The following is a 19,162-nucleotide window of genomic DNA, read 5'->3' as shown; positions in this document are numbered from 1 at the left end:
GGACTATAGTTCATGCTAACAAGCTTTCCTATTTTAAGCACACTGATCTGGTTGCCGATTATCGGCGGTCTCTTAGTGTTGTTTGCCGGCCGTAATAACGATACGGTCGCCAAATGGCTGTCGCTGATTGTAGCGGGCCTAACGTTTATTCTGTCAATTCCATTGTGGACGAACTTTAACTACGATACTGCCAATATGCAGTTTGTGGAACAGGTGGCGTGGATTCCGATGTTTAATGTCCAGTACTATCTTGGTGTGGATGGTCTATCGATGCCATTGGTACTGCTGACCACGTTTACGCAAGTATTGGTCATTGCCTCTGCGTGGGATGTCATCAAAGAACGTGTTGAGCAGTACATGGGCGCTTTCCTGATTATGGGCGGCATCATGGTTGGTGTCTTCACTGCGCTAGATTCGATTTTGTTCTATGTGTTTTGGGAAGCGCTACTGATTCCGATGTTTATTGTTATCGGTAAGTGGGGTGGACCACGCCGTGTTTACGCGACCATGAAGTTTTTCCTATATACCTTCCTAGGTTCGGTCTTCATGCTGGTGTCGTTCCTATATATGTACTGGCAGATTGGTAGTTTCTCGATTTTGGATTTCCAAAATATGCCGCTGGCGATGAACGCACAGATTCTGATTTTTATCGCTTTCTTATTGGCGTTTGCAGTAAAAATTCCGATGTTCCCGGTCCACACTTGGCTTCCGGATGCGCACGTTGAAGCACCGACGGCCGGTTCGGTGGTGCTTGCAGCCATCATGCTTAAAATGGGTGGTTACGGTTTTGTCCGTTTCTCGCTACCGATTACGCCTGATGCGTCTATGACTCTGGACTGGTTGGTTATCGGCCTATCGCTGATTGCAATCGTTTATATCGGTATCGTTGCGCTGGTGCAGTCGGATATGAAAAAACTGGTTGCATACTCGTCAATCTCGCACATGGGCTTCGTTACCCTAGGTATGTTCTTGGTGTATGACATCATGCAAAACCACGGCACTATGGCTGGTGCTGCGATTGGTATGGAAGGGGCGATGGTACAGATGGTCTCGCACGGTTTCATTTCCGGCGCAATGTTCTTGGCTATCGGTGTCTTGTATGACCGTATGCATACCCGTGAAATCACCGCTTATGGTGGTGTGGTGAACAAGATGCCGTGGTTCGTGATGTTTGCGGTGCTGTTTGCGATGGCGAACTCTGGTCTACCGGGTACTTCAGGCTTCGTGGGTGAGTTTATGGTAATCATTGCCTCGTTCAAAGCGAACGTCTGGTACGGTATCCTAGCAGCACTTACCTTAATCATCGGTGCGGCTTATACCCTTTGGATGGTCAAGCGCGTCTTCTTCGGTGCAGTGACAAATGAAAACGTCGAAAAACTGCAGGATTTGAATAAGCGCGAGTTTGCGATTATGGCGACTCTGGCTGTCGCGGTTATCGCGCTAGGGGTTTTCCCATCACCGCTAATGGAAGTGATGCACACTTCGGTTGGAAATTTACTGGTGCAAGCCACCACGTCAAAACTTTAAGGGTAGGTGAAAGATAAGTATGAATTTTGTAATTCCATCCTTTGCGCCTGCAATCCCAGAAATCGTGCTGTTGGTCATGGCATCATTGATTCTGGTTGCAGACACGTTTTGGTCTAAACGTTTTCAGAACGCGACCTACTATGCGATTCAAGCGACCTTGTTAGTTGTTGGGTATCTGATTCTAACGAGCTTCAGCGCAGAAACGATTTATACCTTTAACGACAGTTTTGTTCGTGACAGCTTTGCTGATGTTATGAAACTGTTCACCATTGCTGTCTCTTTTGGTGTTTTCCTATTCGCTCGCGAATACCTTGCACAGCATAAGTTTGTCAGTGGTGAGTTTTTCGTCCTAGGTTTGTTTGGTGTCTTGGGTATGTTCGTCATGATTTCGGCGAACAATTTCATCACCATGTACTTAGGTTTAGAGATTATGTCGTTGGCCATGTACGCAATGATTGCATTGCGTAAAGATGATGGCATGGCGGTTGAAGCCGGTATGAAGTATTTCGTACTGGGCGCACTGGCAACCGGTATGTTGCTATACGGCTTCTCAATGATTTACGGAGCAACGGGAACCATCACCTTCACGGAAATGAAAGACGTGATTGCTTCTGGTTCTGCAGACGGTATTGTGCTTGCCTTTGGTGTGGTATTTGTCGTCATTGGTTTGGCCTTTAAGTTAGGGGCTGTACCTTTCCATATGTGGATGCCGGATGTGTATCATGGTGCACCAACTGCAGTAACGCTTTATTTGGGAACGGCTCCAAAGATTGCGGCTTTTGCAATGGTTTATCGTTTGCTTTACGAAGCGATGCCAGGTTTGGTCGGGGATTGGCAGCAACTGATTATTATGCTATCGATTCTGTCGATGGTTGTCGGCGCGGTCGTCGCGATTGCGCAAGACAATCTAAAACGCATGCTGGCTTACTCGGGTATCGGCCATATCGGTTTCCTATTATTAGGTGTGTTGGCGGCAACGGATAACGGTTTCTCCGCGGCAATGTTCTATGTCATTGTCTATGCGATTACCGGTGTGGCTGGTTTCGGTATTATTGCGGCCTTGTCGCGTACTGGACATGAGTTTGATCGTATCGCTGATTTCAAAGGATTAAATCAGAAGAATCCATGGCTGGCGTTGATGATGTTAATCATTATGTTCTCGATGGCGGGTATTCCTCCGTTTATCGGTTTTTGGGCAAAAATTATCGTTATCGAAGAAGTGGTTGCCGCTGGCTTCACATGGATTGCGGTGATTGCGGTGACGACCGCGGTTATCTCCGCTTTCTATTACCTGCGCGTGGTTAAGGCGATGTATTTCGATCAATCGGAGAACAAAGGTCCGGTGGAAATCATCAGCCCATCCTTACACTGGGGCTTAAGCTTTGTGGCTATCTTGCTATTGGCTCTAGGTCTATTGCCAAGCTCGTTAATCGACCTTTGCTACTTAAGTATTTAGTCAGATTTTTTGGTCGCTAGCTTAGTTTAAGCGTTGAAAAACTGTGTATTATAGAAGCCCGCTCAGTCGGGCTTTTATTTTGTAAAACGACAAAAGAGAGAAATTATGGACGCTGATCAAGCCGTTTGGTTACTGTTGATTACTGCGTTGGTTTTGGCCAACTTACCTTTCATTATGGGCAACCGTTTGTTTTTATTGATTAAGGTGGCACACAAGTCGATTGTGGTGAACTTTATTGAATGGTTCATCTATTTCGGTGTTACCGGTGTTTTTGCCTATTTACTGGAAAACAAAACCATGGGACACGTAGCGCCCCAAGAATGGGAATTTTATGTAACGGTATTCTTTATGTTTATGATTTTTGCCTTCCCTGGCTTTATCTACCGTTACAATCTAACGCACTTTCTCAAAAAGGGTGCTTAGTTAATTTCACTTTCAAGTGGCTCAAATAAAGGGTTATTCAAGCCACTTGAATAACCCTTTATTTGAGCCACTCTGCTTTTCTATTTCATCAATCACCACTTGAGAAAACTCGTGCCGGACGCCCAATACACCGCCCAATCGCAACAAAAGCTGTGTCATCGTCAGCGCTGTCTTGAGTTACATGCAGACTATTTATTGATGCATGATGGCCAACAGCGTCAGCAGATTGACTACTTAGCGATTGTCCGAGTTTATCGGAGCATTGGGTTGGTTATGGACGAGTTAGTCATCAGCACCGCTCAAGGCAGTTTTCGTTTACAGCATTTAGCAACGTCGAAAAGCCGCGCATTTGTCGCGCATCTGCACTACCAAATTCGTCACAGGTTAAAAAAGGCATTACAACAAGTCACTCTTCCATCAACCCCTGTACTCGCAAGTTTGACCGAGAGCAGTGCCGCCGTTTACTTTAGTCAACAGTGTATTCAAAATTTACTCAAACAGTGGAATCAACAAGCGGGTCAACTCTTAGCGCACCCTTATTTAAACAAGTTGTGCGCAGAAGATTTCAGTGCGGATGAACAGAGCCTATGGCAGAAAATTTCGCTTTGGCAAGCCTATCTTGCCGAAGATAACGCAGCCATCCAAGCGCATAATGAACGGTTTATGGCGGCAGAAATTGAGCAGTATGCAGCACTGTTTAGCCAGATTGAAAGCTATCCGTTAACTGCTGAACAGCAACGCGCGGTGGTTTGTGAAGAAGACCGCCAGTTGTTAATCGCCTCGGCGGGCTCGGGAAAATCATCGACTTTAGTTGCCAAAGTTGCGTATTTACTCAACAAAGGCTTGGCAAAACCGCACCAGATTTGTGTTTTGGCGTATAACGAAGAAGCGGCGCGATCGATTGGTGAGCGCCTCGCCGCGATGCAACAGAAATTGCAGTTGTTCAGTAACGGCGAGTCGTGCTACAGCGCCACCTTTCATGCGTTGGGATTAGCGGTATTGCGCGCCCAAGGACAAACCATTGCGCTTTCTCATTTGGCGAGCGCGAATCGTAAGGAAATGCTGGCGTATTTACAGTCTAAGATTGCGTTCTTATTGCAGGATGAGGACTTTGCTGACAGCTGGTACGATTATCTTGCGCTCGCTAAAAAACCGCGTCCAAATCTGTTTGCACTGCCAACCCAAAAAGCGTATTACGACTATCTGAGCCAAATGGGCGCCAGTTATGCGGCCAGTAAAGAGGGCAAAAAGCGCCCAATTTTTACCGCATTAAATGGTATGAAAGTCAGTTCGTTGGAAACCTTGACGATGGCAAACTGGTTGGTGTCTCAAGGGGTTGAATTTACCTATTTACAGCCTTTGGCAGGCTCGAAAAATAAAAGTACCTTAGCGGATTTTTACTTCCCAGAAGCCGACTTGTACCATTTTCATTTTGCGTTAAACGCGCAAAAAAAGTGGCCGGAATTTTTGCCAGAGTATGGCAGTTTTGTCGACAAAAAACGTAAGGCCGCGCAACGTCTAAAAATTGATTTTATCGAAACCTATAGTGCGCAATTTGATGACGGCAGTGTGCTGCAGACCTTAAAACAGCAGCTGCAAGCGCACGCTGTCGCTTTTCATCCATTGAGCAACGAAGCGTTGGCGCAGTTGGTTAATAAACATTACCGGCCTGAGGACGATTTACCCATATTTGAAGCTTTCTTACGCCACTTTAAAGCTAACGGCGGTGACAGTGCTGCATTTGAGCAAGAGCTGGCCAGCACGGAAGTGCATGACCCGATTCGCACGACGCTGTTTTTGGAAATCTTTAAGCCTTTGTATCAGGCTTATCAAGACGATTTGCAGTCGGCAGGGCAGATAGATTTTAACGACCAAATCAATTTGGCGTGCGAGCGGTTGGAAAGTCACGAATTTGTGCATCCTTTTAACTATATTCTGGTGGACGAGTTTCAGGATATTTCGCAAGATCGTAAGCGTTTATTGCAGGCGCTATTAAATCAAAATCCGCAGTGTAAGCTGATGGCAGTCGGCGATGATTGGCAGTCTATTTATCGTTTTTCCGGTGCTGACATCGACATCATGACGCATTTTGACCGACATTTTGGTTTTGCGGCCACCAATTACTTAACGCAAACTTTTCGCTGTTATCAGGGCATTGCGGATGTCGCCGCGGAGTTTGTCCAACAAAACCCTGAGCAACTACGTAAGGGGGTTAAGGCACATGCGGATATTCCAGCGGATCAAGTGCGCATTGAAGCTTATGAGAGTGAGAGTGATCAGCTTGATTGGGTGCAAAAACTGTTATGGCGTTTAAACAACACTGCGCAGAAACGCGATGTTACTTTAAGTGTTTATCTTTTGGCGCGCTATCATCGCCAAAAGCCAGATAATTTGGCACATTATCAAGCGCGTTATGCCGCTTTACAAATTACGTTTAAAACCATTCATTCCTCTAAAGGCTTAGAAGCCGATTATGTGATTCTGATGGGCTTGGAGTCTGGCCCTTATGGCTTTCCAAGTGAGCGCTCAGATGATCCTATTCTGCATTTGGTGATTCCCCAGCCGGAAGCATTTAGCCACGCGGAGGAGCGACGTTTGTTGTATGTCGCTTTGACCCGTGCGAAGCGCGGTGTGTTTGTTCTGTCCAGTGCCTCGGATCGTTCGGAATTTGTTACCCAGTTGGGCAAAATTAAACGGGTGAAAATGAGCGATAAATTGGTCGAAGTGCCACTGTGTCCTAAATGTCACAGCGGTAAAATGCAAGAACGTCGCGGTCCATACAGTATCTTTTTAGGCTGTTCTAATTATCCTGCGTGCGATTATTCCGAGAAGAAAATTTGTCCCAAATGCGCGACTGGTTATATGGCCGCACGCGAATCTGATCATGGGCGTTTTTACGGTTGTTCTACCTACCCTAAATGTGATTACATCGATCAATAGAAGAGCGTTTAATCGCAGACACAGCCAGCAACCACAATACAATCAAGCGAATTTTAATCCGATTATGGCGCACACTATCTGAGTTGGTAAACCTTAACTTGATTGCGCCCAGCGCTTTTGGCTTCATATAGCATCTCATCTAAGCGTTTTAATAGGACTTCTGCACTCATGGAAATATGGTATTCCGCCACCCCTAAACTGGCGGTTTTATGGCCAATGACCGAGAACGGATGCTGTTCGATGGCAAACCGAATTTTTTCTGCCAGTCGCTGTGCACCGGCGAGCGGCGTTTCCGGACAAAGCACCATAAATTCTTCACCGCCCCAACGCGCAAAAATATCGGATTTACGCACCACTTGACTGACGATGTGGGAAAACTCCAGCAAACATTGATCACCGGCATCATGGCCAAAGAGATCGTTAACACTTTTAAAATGGTCGATATCCAACATGATGAGCGAGAAGGGGCGGCCATAGCGTTTATAACGATAAATTTCATCCACCAATTCCGCCGAAAAGTGGGCGCGATTATAGAGGTCGGTCAAATAATCTCGATTGGCGTCTAACTGATAGCGCACTTGCTCATCGATATTGTTGTAAAACGCCAGATAGCCGACGGTTTTCCCAAGCGTGTTTTTAAAGGGGTTAATATCAATTTTGTACCAATGCGAGCCTTCGCCATTAAGGCTTTGGTTTTCAATGACATCTCTAAAATGTTGGCCATTTTGTAAGTTGTGCCATAGGCGTTCATAGAAGGCATCAGGTGTTTTCGGCGATCGAAAAATGTTAATCGGTTGGCCGATGACCTGTTCTGATTGGCACTCCAAAGAAGCGCAGAGTGCCGAACTGATTTCAATAATATTGCCTTGTAAGTCAGTTTGTACATACATCACATAGTCATCAATGACCGACAGTAGATACTCTTTCTCTTTTAATGAACTCTGTAGTTGCAGAGCGAGTTCATCATTTTGTAGACGATAGCGCACGCGCGCCAACAACTCTTTATTCAGAAAAGGTTTGACAATATAGTCGCAAGCGCCATGGGCAAATGCAGCTTGAACCGTTTCTTCGGTTTGGTCGATGGTTAAATAGATAATGGGAATTTTGGCCAGTTTCGGCTGTTTCTGTAAGGCATCGCGTACGTCAAAGCCACTCATCCCCGGCATAAAAATATCCAGCAAAATCATATTGACCGACTGACGCTCTAAAAAATGCAACGCATCTGCGCCAGACAACGCAAAGTGAACGTTGTAAAGTTCGTTTAAAGCCGCTGCGGCGAATTTCAAATTAAGTGGATCATCATCGACAATTAAAATGGATTGGCTCGGTTTATTCATTTTACTGTCCTTCTATAAGGGGGGTTAAGGTGTCGATTGCCAGTTCAAATTCAAAGCCATCAATCGCATCGTAAACGTCTTGTGCCAGCTGGGCCGAATGGTGTTGTTCAAGCATTGAAGTCAAGCGGCTCAATTTTTCTTCTGGGACAAATCCTCTAGCTTGTAGCACCGGTAAGATTTGTTGCATGTGTTGCTGCATTTGCTCTGCACTATATCGAACTTTGCTAGCAGGCACCGTCGCGGTGGTTTGCTGTTGATAGTGCGCTATTTTATTGCTTAAGTCGGTTACAAAGTTCAAAATCAAAAGCCTTTGGGCATGGTGTTCTGCTGGCCTTTCTAACGTTTCGTAGCGACGACACAGTTGTGATAAAGCCTCAATGTGTAAATTGGCTGCAGTGCCTTTAAGTTGATGCACCAACGCTTTCCATTCTTGTGCTGACAGGGTTTGTTGCTGCATTGCTTGCTTGAAGGTATCAAGCAGGCCATCAAAAGCGCTTAATAGATGCGAAATTTGTGCGCTATTGCTTAATATTTTTTGCAAGTGGGATAGATCGAACGGCACTTCCACAGTCTGCTTTTCTAGAGCGTCTGGTGTTGTCGTCAGTGGAAACTTTGGCTCCAGTGGGGCTGTTGTTGAATCCACGGAATTGGCTAAAAATAGGCTTGCCTGCACACTGATAAGTGTTGTGTTGGCGGCGTCTTTACTGTGTTGGAGTTTGGCACCAAATTTATTACACCATAGCTGAGCCAGGGCAAAGTTGTCTGCACTTAAAGGAAGTTTGCATAGAGAGGTTGTTAAATCTGCACGCAACGTCAAGCGCAGTAAAATCTGATTTCCAGCGGCATTGAGTTGCTCTGCAAAGAACGCAATGGGTGTTTTGGGCGCACAGTGAATGATGTAATTAAAAATACTTTGTAAAATTAGGCGCAGCACGCCACTTTTTCCGCGTAACGCTTGGGTCAGTGCTCCGTCATCATGGTAGTTAATTTGTACGCCATTTTGTTGTGCTTGGTGTTCGACCAGCAAGAGCACCTCGTGGATAACATCGGCCAGAAAAAAATACTCTTGTTGCGTGTTTTTATCTTCTTCAGGCAAGACGGTGGTTGCGAGATCTGGCTGAAAAGGTTGGCTTAAAAGCTCGTCGCGCAGCGTACTTAATACCTGTTGACTGAGCGAAATGTTGGCGGCGTTTTTTGTATCCGTTATGGTTTGTAAGAGTCGATTTTGTAGGCCGATCACGCCGTCTAAGTTAAGCTGGGCGGTGGCTAGTAGATGTTGCCACTGTGCATTTTGGTGACGTTGCAATGCGTTGTGGTAATTCTGCTCTTGTTGCAGTTGTTGTTCGAGTTTATGCAGTTCCGTGATGTCGCGAATTTTGACCAAAATCTGCTGGTTGTTTGGGAGCAATATTAATTTTGCTCTGCATTTAAGGGTCTCGCCGAGAGGGGAGTGGTAGCTAAAATGAATCTCTTTAACCACTTGTTGTTTGATGACCGCGTTGAGCAGTTGATTAAAAGTATTTTTCAGAGGTTTGATAAGTTCGCTTAACGAATGCCCGCTGCAGTTAAAGGCGTTATGACTGAACTGTTGATTAAAGGTTTTGTTGCATGATTCGATGACGCCGTTTAAGTCAATCACACACATGGCATCGCTCATGGCTTCAAACACGCGTTCAAATTCTGGGCTCTGTTGGCGCTGTTCGCTGATGTCCAAACCAATTGCCAAAAGATAGTTGACGCTGCCATCGTTGTGATAAATCACCGTGTTTGACCATTCAAACATTCGCTGGTGACCCTCTTTGGAAATCCACGCATTGCGATAGGAGTGGATGGTTTGCCCAAGAGCAAATCCATCAAATAAGGCTTTGATGTCTTTTTTAATGGCCTCTGGTAAAAAACGCGTCCAAAAATACGGTTTGGACGCGATCTGCTCTTGATTAAAGCCGGTCATAATTTGTCCGTATTTATTGAGGCGCGACATGGTGCCGTCGGCTTCAATTACCGCAATAATCGCGTTGGCGTTGTCCACCAGTGCTTCAATAAAGGTTTTTTCTTTCTCTAGCTGGATTTGCAGTTGATGTTGCTGCGTCATATCTCTGGCAGCGGCAAACAGATAGGTTTTGCCATTAAATTGCACTGTGTTGGCGTTAATTTCGACATCGAAGAGCGTACCGTGTTTAGTGCGATGTTGGGTTTCAAAAATCATCGGTTTATCGGTTAATCTGGCGATGTGCTGTAGAAGTTCTTCTTCGGAATATTTCGCATCCCAGTCTCTAACGTTTAGTTGCAAAGCCTCTTCATGGCTGTAACCGAGTAAGCTCGCAAAAGAGTGGCTGCAGTTAATGACGTTACCTTGCGTATCCAAAACATGAATCGCATCGGAACTGTATTTGAGTAGGGTTTCAAAGTACAACTGAGTCTCTTGAGCTTGCAAAGTGTTTTGGATTTCTGCGGTAGCGTCATAAATGTAGCCGTGCCAACGGACCCAATTTTGATTAATGCGTTGCGGAGTCGCTTGGCCTTTTAACCATAAAATCTTGTTGTCCGGATGTTGTACCCGAAAACAGTGTTGCCATTGAGTTAGCTGCTCATAGGATTCTTTTAGCGAGGCACGCAGCGCATCGTTATCCTCGTTTAACACGCGTGCAAAAGCGGGGCTGGCATCTGCAGTCACGTTTTCAGGCGCAAGTCCAAAAAGGTCAGAAAAATGCTCAGAGGTGAAGGGTAGACGTGCTTCGCCAAGTAAATTCATTTCAAACACATAGACCATTAAGTTTGGCAACTGTTCGGTGACGTATTTGAGTTGGCGGAAGTTGTTGACGCAGACAAGTTCATGTGCCGGACATAAGGTGGTTGCCAGAGTGATGCTCTTGTTATTCTCACCGCGGCTAATCTGGATTGGCGCATCGATAAAATGATATTGTCCAGTGGCATCACAATAGCGATATACCGTTGGGGTAAACGCGACTGTGCTCGGATTGCGTATCGCGCTGGCAATTTCTTGTTGCAACTGGTCTTGGTCTTCTGGATGAATGTCTTGTAACCATGAAAAGTCGGCGGCTAAATAGCTGCTGGCGCTATGCCCAAAGAGGGGGGCGATACTGTCGGAAACATAAATAACCGACCAGAGTGTTTGATGCTTCCAGACAAGAGTTACTTCGGAGATAGGGGAGGTTTGATCTGAAATCACGAGCGCGCAGCCAAGTTAATTGGAATTAAACGTATTAAAACAGAGGGTAAGTATTTATGCCCTGATAGAAGTCAATTATTCGCTCAAAAAGTGGCGGTATCGATTCACTAGATGGGTTGAATACAACAGTTAAGAAGACGCAGATAAAGCTAAATGGCTTCAGGGACAGAACAATTTGGCTGAGAAGGCGGCTGTTTGCCTTCGTGTCCAGACCTGACAAAAACAGGAAGCACCACGCCGTTAAACTCTTCAAAGCCCTATGGGCGAAGCCTGCAAGGCCTCGCCGAAGTCAATGGGGACTTATTCTGTGTCACATAGTATTTTAAAAAAGTGAGTAGGGGTATGCGTGCCTAGCCGGTCTGCGATTGCAGATTAAATCACTTAATTTTTTGATTTAAAGAAGCCCATCTGTTCACGTAGTACCCCAGCTTGATGGGTTAAGCTTTCTGATGCCGCACTGGTTTCTTCCACTAAAGCCGCATTCTGTTGAGTGACGCCATCTATATCCGAAATGGCATGATGTACTTGCGTTACCCCTTCTGCCTGTTCTGCTGAAGCGGAGGCAATTTGATCAATCATATTGGTCATAGAATTAATTGAACCGTTGATTTCTTTTAGCATCTCGCCAGAAGCATTGGCTAATTCAGAACCTAATTTCACCCGGTCAACGGTATCGTCAATCAGCTTTTTGATGTTTTTTGCCGCTTCGGCCGATTTTTGTGCCAAGTTACGCACTTCGCTGGCGACCACCGCAAAGCCACGCCCGTGTTCTCCGGCGCGGGCGGCTTCGACCGCGGCGTTCAATGCCAGCAGGTTGGTTTGGAAAGCGATGCTGTCAATCAGGGTGACGATTTCTTCAATTTGCGAACTGGATTGCTGAATGGAATTCATTGCATCAATGGTGTTCTTCATGATGTCCATCCCTTTATTGGCATGGCTTTGAACCTGTCTCGCGACATCTGAGGCATGGTGTGCGTTTTCACTGGTGGATTGCACTTGGCTGTTCATTTCGTTCATCGTTGCGGAAGTCTCTTCCAATGCCGCTGCTTGCTGTTGCACGCGTTGACTCAAATCTTGCGAACCTTGATTCACTTCATTCGATGCAGTGCTGACGGTTTCCGCAGCATCGCGAGTAATATCCACTACTTCGCGTATTTTCGCTTCGGTTTGGTTAATGGCATCTTGCAACATTTTTAAGTCTGGATTGGCATCAAAACCGGAAACCGAGAGTGTTAAATCACCTTCTGCTTGAGCGTTCATCACTTTGGTAAACGCTCGGACGGCCTCGCGTAGTTCGATACGACTATTTTCTTGCTCGGTGATGTCATTGGCGTATTTAATTACCTTAACGACCTTGCCTTTAACATCAAAAATAGGGTTATAACTGGCGTCCAGCCAAATTGGTTGGCCTGATTTGGTGACACGTTGGAAGGTGTCCACCTTTGGATGTCCTTTGGCTAAGTCTTCCCAGAATTTAAGGTAATCGCTACTTTGTGCAAATTCGTCGGATACGAAAGAGCGATGGTGCATTCCTTTGAGTTCCTGTTGTGAGTAACCCATGGCTTGGCAGAAATTTTGGTTGGCAGTTAAGATATTCCCCTTAGAACCAAATTCAATCACTGCCATGACTTTGTCAATGGCGGTTAACTTCGCTTTATTTTCCAGCTCTGCGGCAACGTCTTTAGTGATGTCGGTGGCAAATTTGATCACTCGGGTGACTTGGCCTTCCGCATCATAAATCGGATTATAAGACGCATTTAACCAGACGATTTCACCTTGTTTCGAGAGTCTTTGAAAACGCTCTGCAAAGGTTTCACCTGCGGCAAGCTTCTGCCAAAACACCGCGTAATCTGCGGAATGATGAATTTCTTGCGGTACAAAAATGCGGTGATGTTTACCGATAATCTCATTTGACTGATAGCCCATGACATTTAAAAAATTTTGGTTAGCTTTGACGATTTCGCCTTGTGGGGTAAATTCGATGGTTGCCATAACGTGGTTAATCGCTGTTAACTCAGCCGCGAGGTGTGCTTTTTCAACTTCACATTTATCTAATGCTTTATGACCTAAATCGAGAAACATATTCAACCTACCTTTCCTGTGAAGGAGGCACAGAACAAGTCCCAATTGACTTCAGCGTGGGATTGCAAGGCGCAAATTCTAAGCTTGCATCGAAATGCATAGCCAACGCTATGGATGAGAGGCGTAACAACAAGGTTGACCATGCAGTCCTCTCCCTTCAAGGCATTGAAGAATTTACTTGCGTGCTGTTTCCTGTTTTTGTCAGGTCTAGACATGACAAGAACCGCCGCCTTGCTCAGTCAAACTCTTCTGTGCCTGAAGCCATATGGACTTGTTCTGTATCTCCTTAAGCCGAGTACCGTAATGGAGTACATTAAAATTAAGTTTTTGAGATTAACAGAGATTAATAATAAGTAAATGTTCTTACTCATCTTTAGGGCAAAAAAGAGCGGCGAATGATGACTAAGAAGTCTTGCAGGACGAAGAGTCCTTAAGTGAGTTGATGGAAGTAAAGAGACAAATGAGCGCGACCAATATAGTGAATATGCTCCTTGGTACCACAACCGTTGAGTCGAACCAATGACCTTATGCACATAAACGATTTACGCCTTAATGATTCTGCAAAGACATGTTCTGTAGTTGCTTGTCAAAGGTGTAGGGGATAGATTGGACCCTAAAGCTCTATATTGTTAAGGCTGAATAGATTTATTGTGCTAAAAAAACCGTAACAATCAGCAAAAAAATGATTTGTATTGGCGTGAGAGGGGGGATTTTGAACGTTAAAACGCCGTTTGCAGACCATCCTATAAGAGAATTCTAAAAAATATAAAATTTCTTTAATATAAAGGTTGCAATACCCTCGCAACTCCCTATAATACGCCACATCGGACAGCAACGGTGCTTACCAAGAGCAACCAGTTCGGTACTACAAATTGTCGCGGGGTGGAGCAGCTTGGTAGCTCGTCGGGCTCATAACCCGAAGGTCGTAGGTTCAAATCCTGCCCCCGCTACCACATTCCAAAGCCTTGACTGGCGCGGTTTTCAGCCGATTCAGTCAGGGCTTTTTGTCATTTAGCCTTCAGGAAAGATATTTTCAGCAGTAAATCCAAATCAAGTTAAGAGATTTATTGTATGAAAAAAACACCTATCATTATTGCCGTTGCATCGACAAAAGGCGGCGTCGGAAAAACAACTACAAGTGCTAACCTTGGCGCTTTCCTCGCAGACCAAAAATTAAATGTACTGATGATTGATGCTGATGTGCAGCCAAGCTTATCGGAATATTATGCGGTTGATGAGATTGCGGATTACGGCCTAACACACCTAGTAACCAATCCAAAAGTAGAGCCTTCAGAGGTCGCTTCAAAAATTGAAGACAACCTGCATATTGTCATGAGTGATGATCCGGAAGGTGATCTGCAAAACTGGGTAAGAAACACCGCAGACGGTCGTACCCGCCTGAGATACATCCTTAATCAGCGATTTACCCAATTCGATGTGATTATCATCGATACGCAAGGCGCGGTCGGGGCGCTTCAAGAAGCAACTATTATCGCAGCCGACTTACTGATTAGCCCTGTTATACCCGACAAACTTTGTGCCGGTGAGTTTATCCACAACACACTAGGTATGGTCAATCGTTTGGCCGAATCCACTCAATTTATGGGGTGCAAAATCGCCCCTTTATGCGCTTTCCTTAATTGCACTTCAAACACAAATGATAGCCGCGATTACGCTGAAGAGATACGTTCACTGGATTATTCAGAAATTTGTGATGTACCTGTTCGAGTCCTTAATGCAGAAATCCCAGATACCGTTGCGTTTCGTGATGCGACGAGTAGCCAAATGCCAGCCCATCGATATGAAACTTCGACGAAACGAAAAGGAGGATCAGCTTTAGAGTTGATGACAAATTTGGTGAACGAGTTGGATTTGTTTGCGGAGGTGCACAATGGCTAAAAAGATTGAGCGAGTGTCATTGGTTGCATCAGGCAACCGACAAGCAAAGAGCCAGGTATCAGAACCGGCGGATCCGATTTCGCGTACTGCTATGCGCGTAAAAGTCGTTGATATTGAGCCTTACGAGAAAAACCCTCGTAAAGTAAAAAATGAAGCCTATGCCGAAATCAAAGCATCCATTCGTGAAAAGGGGCTTGAACAGCCTTTCACTATTACTCGCAGACCAGGTGAGCATAACTACACCACCAGAGCTGGTGGCAATACACGTCTTGCTGTACTGAAAGAGCTTTATCAAGAGACAAAAGATGAAGCTTATCTGTATGTACACGTTTATTTTGAGCCGTATGAAAAAGAACAAGATCTACTAATCAGCCATTTAACCGAAAATGATCTACGCGGCAATTTAACCCTTCTCGATCGAGCGAGAGGGGTTGTTGAAGCGAGAGATCTAATTGAGAAAGACCTTGATAGAAAGTTGTCAATAAGGGACTTAGAGACTGAGTTAAAGAGAAGTGGTTATTCACTAGGAAGAACTGTTTTAAGTGCATTGATTTACGCGATAGAAGAGCTTTATCCGGTGCTACCGGAATTGTTGGAAGCCGGTGCTGGTAAGCCAGTGGTCGAGCGGGTGCGTAAAACTGAAGGTCAGCTTAAAACGGTCTGGCAAGAAATTGGTAAGGATAAAGAAGGCTTTCCGGAAGACAAGTTTAAAGAAGTGTTTAACGAGTCTTTAAAAGAGGCTTATAAGCATTCTGAAAGTGGGTTGGATGCTGATGAAATTGTGCGTGCATTTGAAGCCGAAGCAGCATTAACAACTGGTATCGATATTCACTCAATCCGAATCAAGATTGCAGAGTCTAATAGCCCAAAAGGGCAGAAGAAGCCAGAACAAGATAGAGGTGAAGATAGCACGGCACCATTAAATCCTATCGAAAATCGTAAGGAACGGGATGCGATTGAAGAGGAAGATGAGAGTGTTGAGGATTTGATAGAGATCGGTGATGAGCCTACACAAAATACGGTTGAGCCTGAAACCAAGTCAAAAGAAAGTGATCAGGTAAAACCATCTACAGAAAAAAATGATGTAGATGTAGAGGGTGAATTGGTCGAACAACTTCTTGAAGGAGCTGAACCAGGAGTTGAAGAGGATGATTTAGATCTTCTGAGACAAATTGCACTTAAGCAGGCGGTACTATTGGCTGAAGAAGCCGGTATTGAGGATATTGTCATTAAAACAAACCGCGGGTTTGGTTGGGCGCTTGCCGATTTACCGCAAGAAATCCATTTTACTAATTGCGGTATTGATGACGAAAAACCAGAGTTTAAACGTATTTGGCAAGTCTGGTATGCGCTGTATTTGAATTGCGGTGCGACATTGGGTAATCAAGTCACGAAATACAGTGATTTGATTGCACATGAAAACGATCTGAAGGCATTAGTAGAAGAGCGTTTTGATGATCTGAGTGATCTTGGCCAGTATGTCACTACTGCGGCATTATTTTTTAACCTGCCGCTATCATCGAGTGACATTCTCAACAACAAGTACAGCCAATTGGGCGTTATTACTCGCAAGCTTATCGAGAGCGCTACTAAAGAAAAAATAGCGTTGTGGGAGGTGCAAAATGGCTAACTTTCAGCGCGATATTCTAAGCCTACTTATTCGTGAGATTTGCCAGCAATCGGCGGACGGTCGCCTTAAAGAGTTGATGGCTGAATGGGGGTTGAATGAACAGGATATTAATGTTTTTTCTAACTTAGAACAAATTCATATAGAGCGGCTTTCAAAGTCAAGAATACAGCCGTTTCGTGTGGTCGCGAATGAAGAGTCTATTTCATTCATCAAGCAAATGGTAGGTGAGTCAAAGCTAATTGAGCGTTGCATAGCGCTGGGCGCACCAAATGATTTCTTGTATCACTTTTTTGGTATCAGTAAGCGAGAAGCCTGTGCAAGAAGAATTGCTACGGGTGTTGATGCGAAAAGAATGAAGCGCGTCGTTAGCATAAAACTAGAAGACAGAATTATTGAAAAATACCATCTGGTAAGCGAGCTGACCACCAAAGATATTGGTGCAAAGGACTACTGCGAGATTTGTGATCTTTTGATTAAAGAAGGTATCGATGCGAATTTAAAAGTGGTCTGGACGGTCATTGAAGAATATCGATCAGGTGCAGACTTAAAACAATGCTTGCAGGAGATCTAAGATATGAATGCTAATCTTCAGCAAAAATTGGATGAAATGAGGGAGAAAATCCCGACTTCAAATCATTCAAAACCTGTTAAGCCAGAACAAAAACAACCAAAACAAATGTGCTTACCTGGTTGGGAAGAAATGAGTTGGGGTGCACCTAATGCCGTACTCAGAGGGGCGCTTTTTAGCGCCACTCAGGGGCGAAATAGGCGTTTTTGTGAACGAGAGTTAATTGCAACGCTGGAAGGCTACGAAATTCGTTACACCGGCATCCAATTGACGCAAGCAGATTTAAATCTGTGGGAAGCGTTATTGCATCTTTCAAGGGCTAATCCGTTGGGGAATGAAGCGCTTTTTTCTGCCTATGAAATACTCAAACAACTGGGAAAAGGGACGTCTAAGAGAGACTACGATAGTCTCAAAAAAGGACTTGCGCGACTGCGATCAGCGGATGTTGAAATCACGATTAAAGGTGAGAAAACCTACTTTGGCCAGCTGTGCGGAATTAGCGGTGAACTAGACGAAAAAACGGATGAGTACCGTTTTAAATTCAATGGTGGTTTGATCTGCTTATTTGATAGCGGATGGTCGAAGCTAGACTTTGATCAGCGTCAAAAGCTTAGAGATAAGCCTTTGTCGCTTTGGCTACACGGATTGTATAGCAGTCATGCTAAGCCATACCCAATGAAAATAGAGAGCATTCATAGGCTTTGCGGGAGCCAAACAAAATCTTTATATGATTTTAAAAAGGCTATAAAAAAAGCACATGATGAATTAATTGAAGTAGGGCAATTAAAGCGTTATGAAGTAAACGGAGATCTGATACAAGCGTTTAAGTACCCTACTAAAAGTCAAAAGAAGCACCTAAAAAAGGTGGAGTCATGAAACTCGTAAAAGTAACGTTACTCGAACTTCAAGGTATCGTGAATCGAGGTACGCATGATCTTGATCGTAACAAATCTAATCAAAAATATTTAATCGCTTATGTTCGCGAAAAAATATATTTTTTGTGTCGTGAATCGAACCCCAAGACTATTGTGAATCGAGCCCCAAGGTATCGTGAATCGAGCCTAATTTTCGGTACTGAAAAATGTTTTTTACAATATTGTAACTATCGTGAATCGAACCCGAAGACTATCGTGAATCGAGGTACGCATGATCTTGATCGTAACAAATCTAATCAAAAATATTTAATCGCTTATGTTCGCGAAAAAATATATTTTTTGTGTCGTGAATCGAACCCCAAGACTATCGTGAATCGAACCCCAAGGTATCGTGAATCGAACCCCAAGACTATCGTGAATCGAACCCCAAGGTATCGTGAATCGAACCCCAAGGGCAAATGCACAAACCCTTACCCTGCATGGCTTGAAGGCACTTATCCACAACCCGCTAATCTTTATTTAATCTATTTTAATCCCCGCGCGTGGGCGCGTGGGCGCGCGCGTATACACGCACGCGAGCGCCAGCCCTCCGTTCGCAAAGCTCTCTTCGCCCCGAACAAGGTTCGGCCTTGCTCAGCCTACCGGCTTGAGCAGATAGGTGCCGCTTGCGCGGCAAAAATGAGCGCCTACCCTCCACTCCCTACGGTCGTTCCGCCCCAGCCAAAGGCTGGCCTTACTCGGCCTGACGGCCTGCGTTGGAAAGGTGCAGCAGAGCTGCTACCAAGTTCGCTACGCTCAGGCAATCCTTATTCAAACGCGGCTAACGCCGCTAACCACCTGTGTTTAGATTTTAAATTGCTAGTTAGGGCGCGGTTGGGCGCGGTTTTGGCTTTTTTTCAGTGCGACGCGACACGTTACTTTTGGCATCCATTGCAAGGCGACGGCCTACGGCCTAAACGGGCGCTGCGCCCCGAACCCCGCTTGTTTGGTGGTTTCGCATGATTAAATTTGTAACGGATGTAAGACCAGGCGAAAAAGATATTTTGACACCGGTTAAACATGAAAAACTGAAAGTAACTGATCTTGATGGTCGGCTGGTTGTGGTGGTCGAAAGCCCGGTTGAAGGATGGTCAGATGAATTGCTTTGGCGATGGAGTGAAATGTTAAAACAGGTTACTGAAAATGGCGCGGATGCATACTTAGGCGATGTTTGGGTTGGTAGTACGGAGGTTTGA

General features: G+C 45.0%; 13 protein-coding genes and 1 tRNA gene. 11 read left to right on the top strand and 3 right to left on the bottom strand.

All coding sequences use genetic code 11. The features are described from left to right. Positions 1 to 12: 12 nt before the first annotated feature. From HRR27_RS08770 to HRR27_RS08755, 4 genes are all read left to right on the top strand, one after another. Positions 13 to 1,527: an NADH-quinone oxidoreductase subunit M gene (locus HRR27_RS08770; protein ID WP_173272885.1), complete on the top strand. Its 1,515-nt coding sequence runs from the start codon at positions 13 to 15 to the stop codon at positions 1,525 to 1,527. Between the two features lie 19 nt (positions 1,528 to 1,546). After that, entirely contained in the window at positions 1,547 to 2,983 is a 1,437-nt protein-coding gene (nuoN, locus tag HRR27_RS08765) for an NADH-quinone oxidoreductase subunit NuoN (RefSeq protein ID WP_173272883.1), read from the top strand. A 105-nt stretch (positions 2,984 to 3,088) separates the two neighbouring features. Beyond that, positions 3,089 to 3,406 (top strand): DUF2818 family protein, encoded by a 318-nt coding sequence (locus tag HRR27_RS08760; RefSeq protein ID WP_173272881.1) that lies wholly within the window; start codon positions 3,089 to 3,091, stop codon positions 3,404 to 3,406. Between the two features lie 111 nt (positions 3,407 to 3,517). Continuing rightward, positions 3,518 to 6,346, top strand: coding sequence for a UvrD-helicase domain-containing protein (locus HRR27_RS08755; RefSeq protein ID WP_173272879.1), 2,829 nt, complete (start codon positions 3,518 to 3,520; stop codon positions 6,344 to 6,346). Positions 6,347 to 6,420: 74 nt separating this feature from the next. On the opposite strand, the gene HRR27_RS08750 is transcribed toward HRR27_RS08755, so the two are convergent. From HRR27_RS08750 to HRR27_RS08740, 3 genes are all read right to left on the bottom strand, one after another. Continuing rightward, on the bottom strand, positions 6,421 to 7,683 hold the full coding sequence (locus HRR27_RS08750) for a diguanylate cyclase (protein WP_173272877.1): 1,263 nt from the start codon (positions 7,681 to 7,683) through the stop codon (positions 6,421 to 6,423). 1 nt (position 7,684) lies between these two features. After that, positions 7,685 to 10,873, bottom strand: a complete 3,189-nt coding sequence (locus HRR27_RS08745) for a PAS domain S-box protein (RefSeq protein WP_173272875.1) — start codon at positions 10,871 to 10,873, stop codon at positions 7,685 to 7,687. 381 nt (positions 10,874 to 11,254) lie between these two features. Beyond that, a complete protein-coding gene (locus tag HRR27_RS08740; RefSeq protein WP_173272873.1) occupies positions 11,255 to 12,955 on the bottom strand; it encodes a methyl-accepting chemotaxis protein in 1,701 nt (566 codons plus the stop codon). 876 nt (positions 12,956 to 13,831) lie between these two features. Here HRR27_RS08740 and HRR27_RS08735 point away from each other — a divergent pair. The 7 genes from HRR27_RS08735 to HRR27_RS08705 all read left to right on the top strand — a co-directional run bounded on the left by HRR27_RS08735 (position 13,832) and on the right by HRR27_RS08705 (position 19,162). Beyond that, positions 13,832 to 13,908 (top strand) — tRNA-Met (locus tag HRR27_RS08735). Between the two features lie 118 nt (positions 13,909 to 14,026). Beyond that, positions 14,027 to 14,854: a ParA family protein gene (locus HRR27_RS08730; RefSeq protein WP_173272871.1), complete on the top strand. Its 828-nt coding sequence runs from the start codon at positions 14,027 to 14,029 to the stop codon at positions 14,852 to 14,854. Then, entirely contained in the window at positions 14,847 to 16,484 is a 1,638-nt protein-coding gene (locus HRR27_RS08725) for a ParB family protein (protein ID WP_173272869.1), read from the top strand. Before HRR27_RS08730 ends, HRR27_RS08725 begins: the two co-directional genes overlap by 8 nt. Next, positions 16,477 to 17,055, top strand: a complete 579-nt coding sequence (locus HRR27_RS08720; RefSeq protein ID WP_173272867.1) for an STY4526/YPO1902 family pathogenicity island replication protein — start codon at positions 16,477 to 16,479, stop codon at positions 17,053 to 17,055. Before HRR27_RS08725 ends, HRR27_RS08720 begins: the two co-directional genes overlap by 8 nt. A gap of 3 nt (positions 17,056 to 17,058) precedes the next feature. Continuing rightward, positions 17,059 to 17,928 (top strand): plasmid replication initiator TrfA, encoded by an 870-nt coding sequence (gene trfA, locus HRR27_RS08715; RefSeq protein ID WP_173272865.1) that lies wholly within the window; start codon positions 17,059 to 17,061, stop codon positions 17,926 to 17,928. Next, complete coding sequence (locus tag HRR27_RS08710; protein WP_173272863.1) at positions 17,925 to 18,929, top strand: hypothetical protein; 1,005 nt, start codon at positions 17,925 to 17,927, stop codon at positions 18,927 to 18,929. Before trfA ends, HRR27_RS08710 begins: the two co-directional genes overlap by 4 nt. Then, on the top strand, positions 18,926 to 19,162 hold the full coding sequence (locus HRR27_RS08705; protein WP_173272861.1) for a hypothetical protein: 237 nt from the start codon (positions 18,926 to 18,928) through the stop codon (positions 19,160 to 19,162). The genes HRR27_RS08710 and HRR27_RS08705 overlap by 4 nt, the downstream gene beginning before the upstream one ends.

Source organism: Thiosulfatimonas sediminis (assembly GCF_011398355.1).
Taxonomy (GTDB): Bacteria; Pseudomonadota; Gammaproteobacteria; order Thiomicrospirales; family Thiomicrospiraceae; genus Thiomicrorhabdus; species Thiomicrorhabdus sediminis_A.
The sequence above is the reverse complement of the archived record's forward strand: the minus strand, read 5'-3'. Positions and strand labels throughout refer to the sequence as shown.

Coding starts and splice junctions, on each gene's coding strand:
- HRR27_RS08770 (WP_173272885.1), top strand. CDS start 13: ATGCTAACAAGCTTTCCTATTTTAAGCACACTGATCTGGTTGCCGATT.
- nuoN (WP_173272883.1), top strand. CDS start 1,547: ATGAATTTTGTAATTCCATCCTTTGCGCCTGCAATCCCAGAAATCGTG.
- HRR27_RS08760 (WP_173272881.1), top strand. CDS start 3,089: ATGGACGCTGATCAAGCCGTTTGGTTACTGTTGATTACTGCGTTGGTT.
- HRR27_RS08750 (WP_173272877.1), bottom strand. CDS start 7,683: ATGAATAAACCGAGCCAATCCATTTTAATTGTCGATGATGATCCACTT.
- HRR27_RS08740 (WP_173272873.1), bottom strand. CDS start 12,955: ATGTTTCTCGATTTAGGTCATAAAGCATTAGATAAATGTGAAGTTGAA.
- HRR27_RS08730 (WP_173272871.1), top strand. CDS start 14,027: ATGAAAAAAACACCTATCATTATTGCCGTTGCATCGACAAAAGGCGGC.
- HRR27_RS08725 (WP_173272869.1), top strand. CDS start 14,847: ATGGCTAAAAAGATTGAGCGAGTGTCATTGGTTGCATCAGGCAACCGA.
- HRR27_RS08720 (WP_173272867.1), top strand. CDS start 16,477: ATGGCTAACTTTCAGCGCGATATTCTAAGCCTACTTATTCGTGAGATT.
- trfA (WP_173272865.1), top strand. CDS start 17,059: ATGAATGCTAATCTTCAGCAAAAATTGGATGAAATGAGGGAGAAAATC.
- HRR27_RS08710 (WP_173272863.1), top strand. CDS start 17,925: ATGAAACTCGTAAAAGTAACGTTACTCGAACTTCAAGGTATCGTGAAT.
- HRR27_RS08705 (WP_173272861.1), top strand. CDS start 18,926: ATGATTAAATTTGTAACGGATGTAAGACCAGGCGAAAAAGATATTTTG.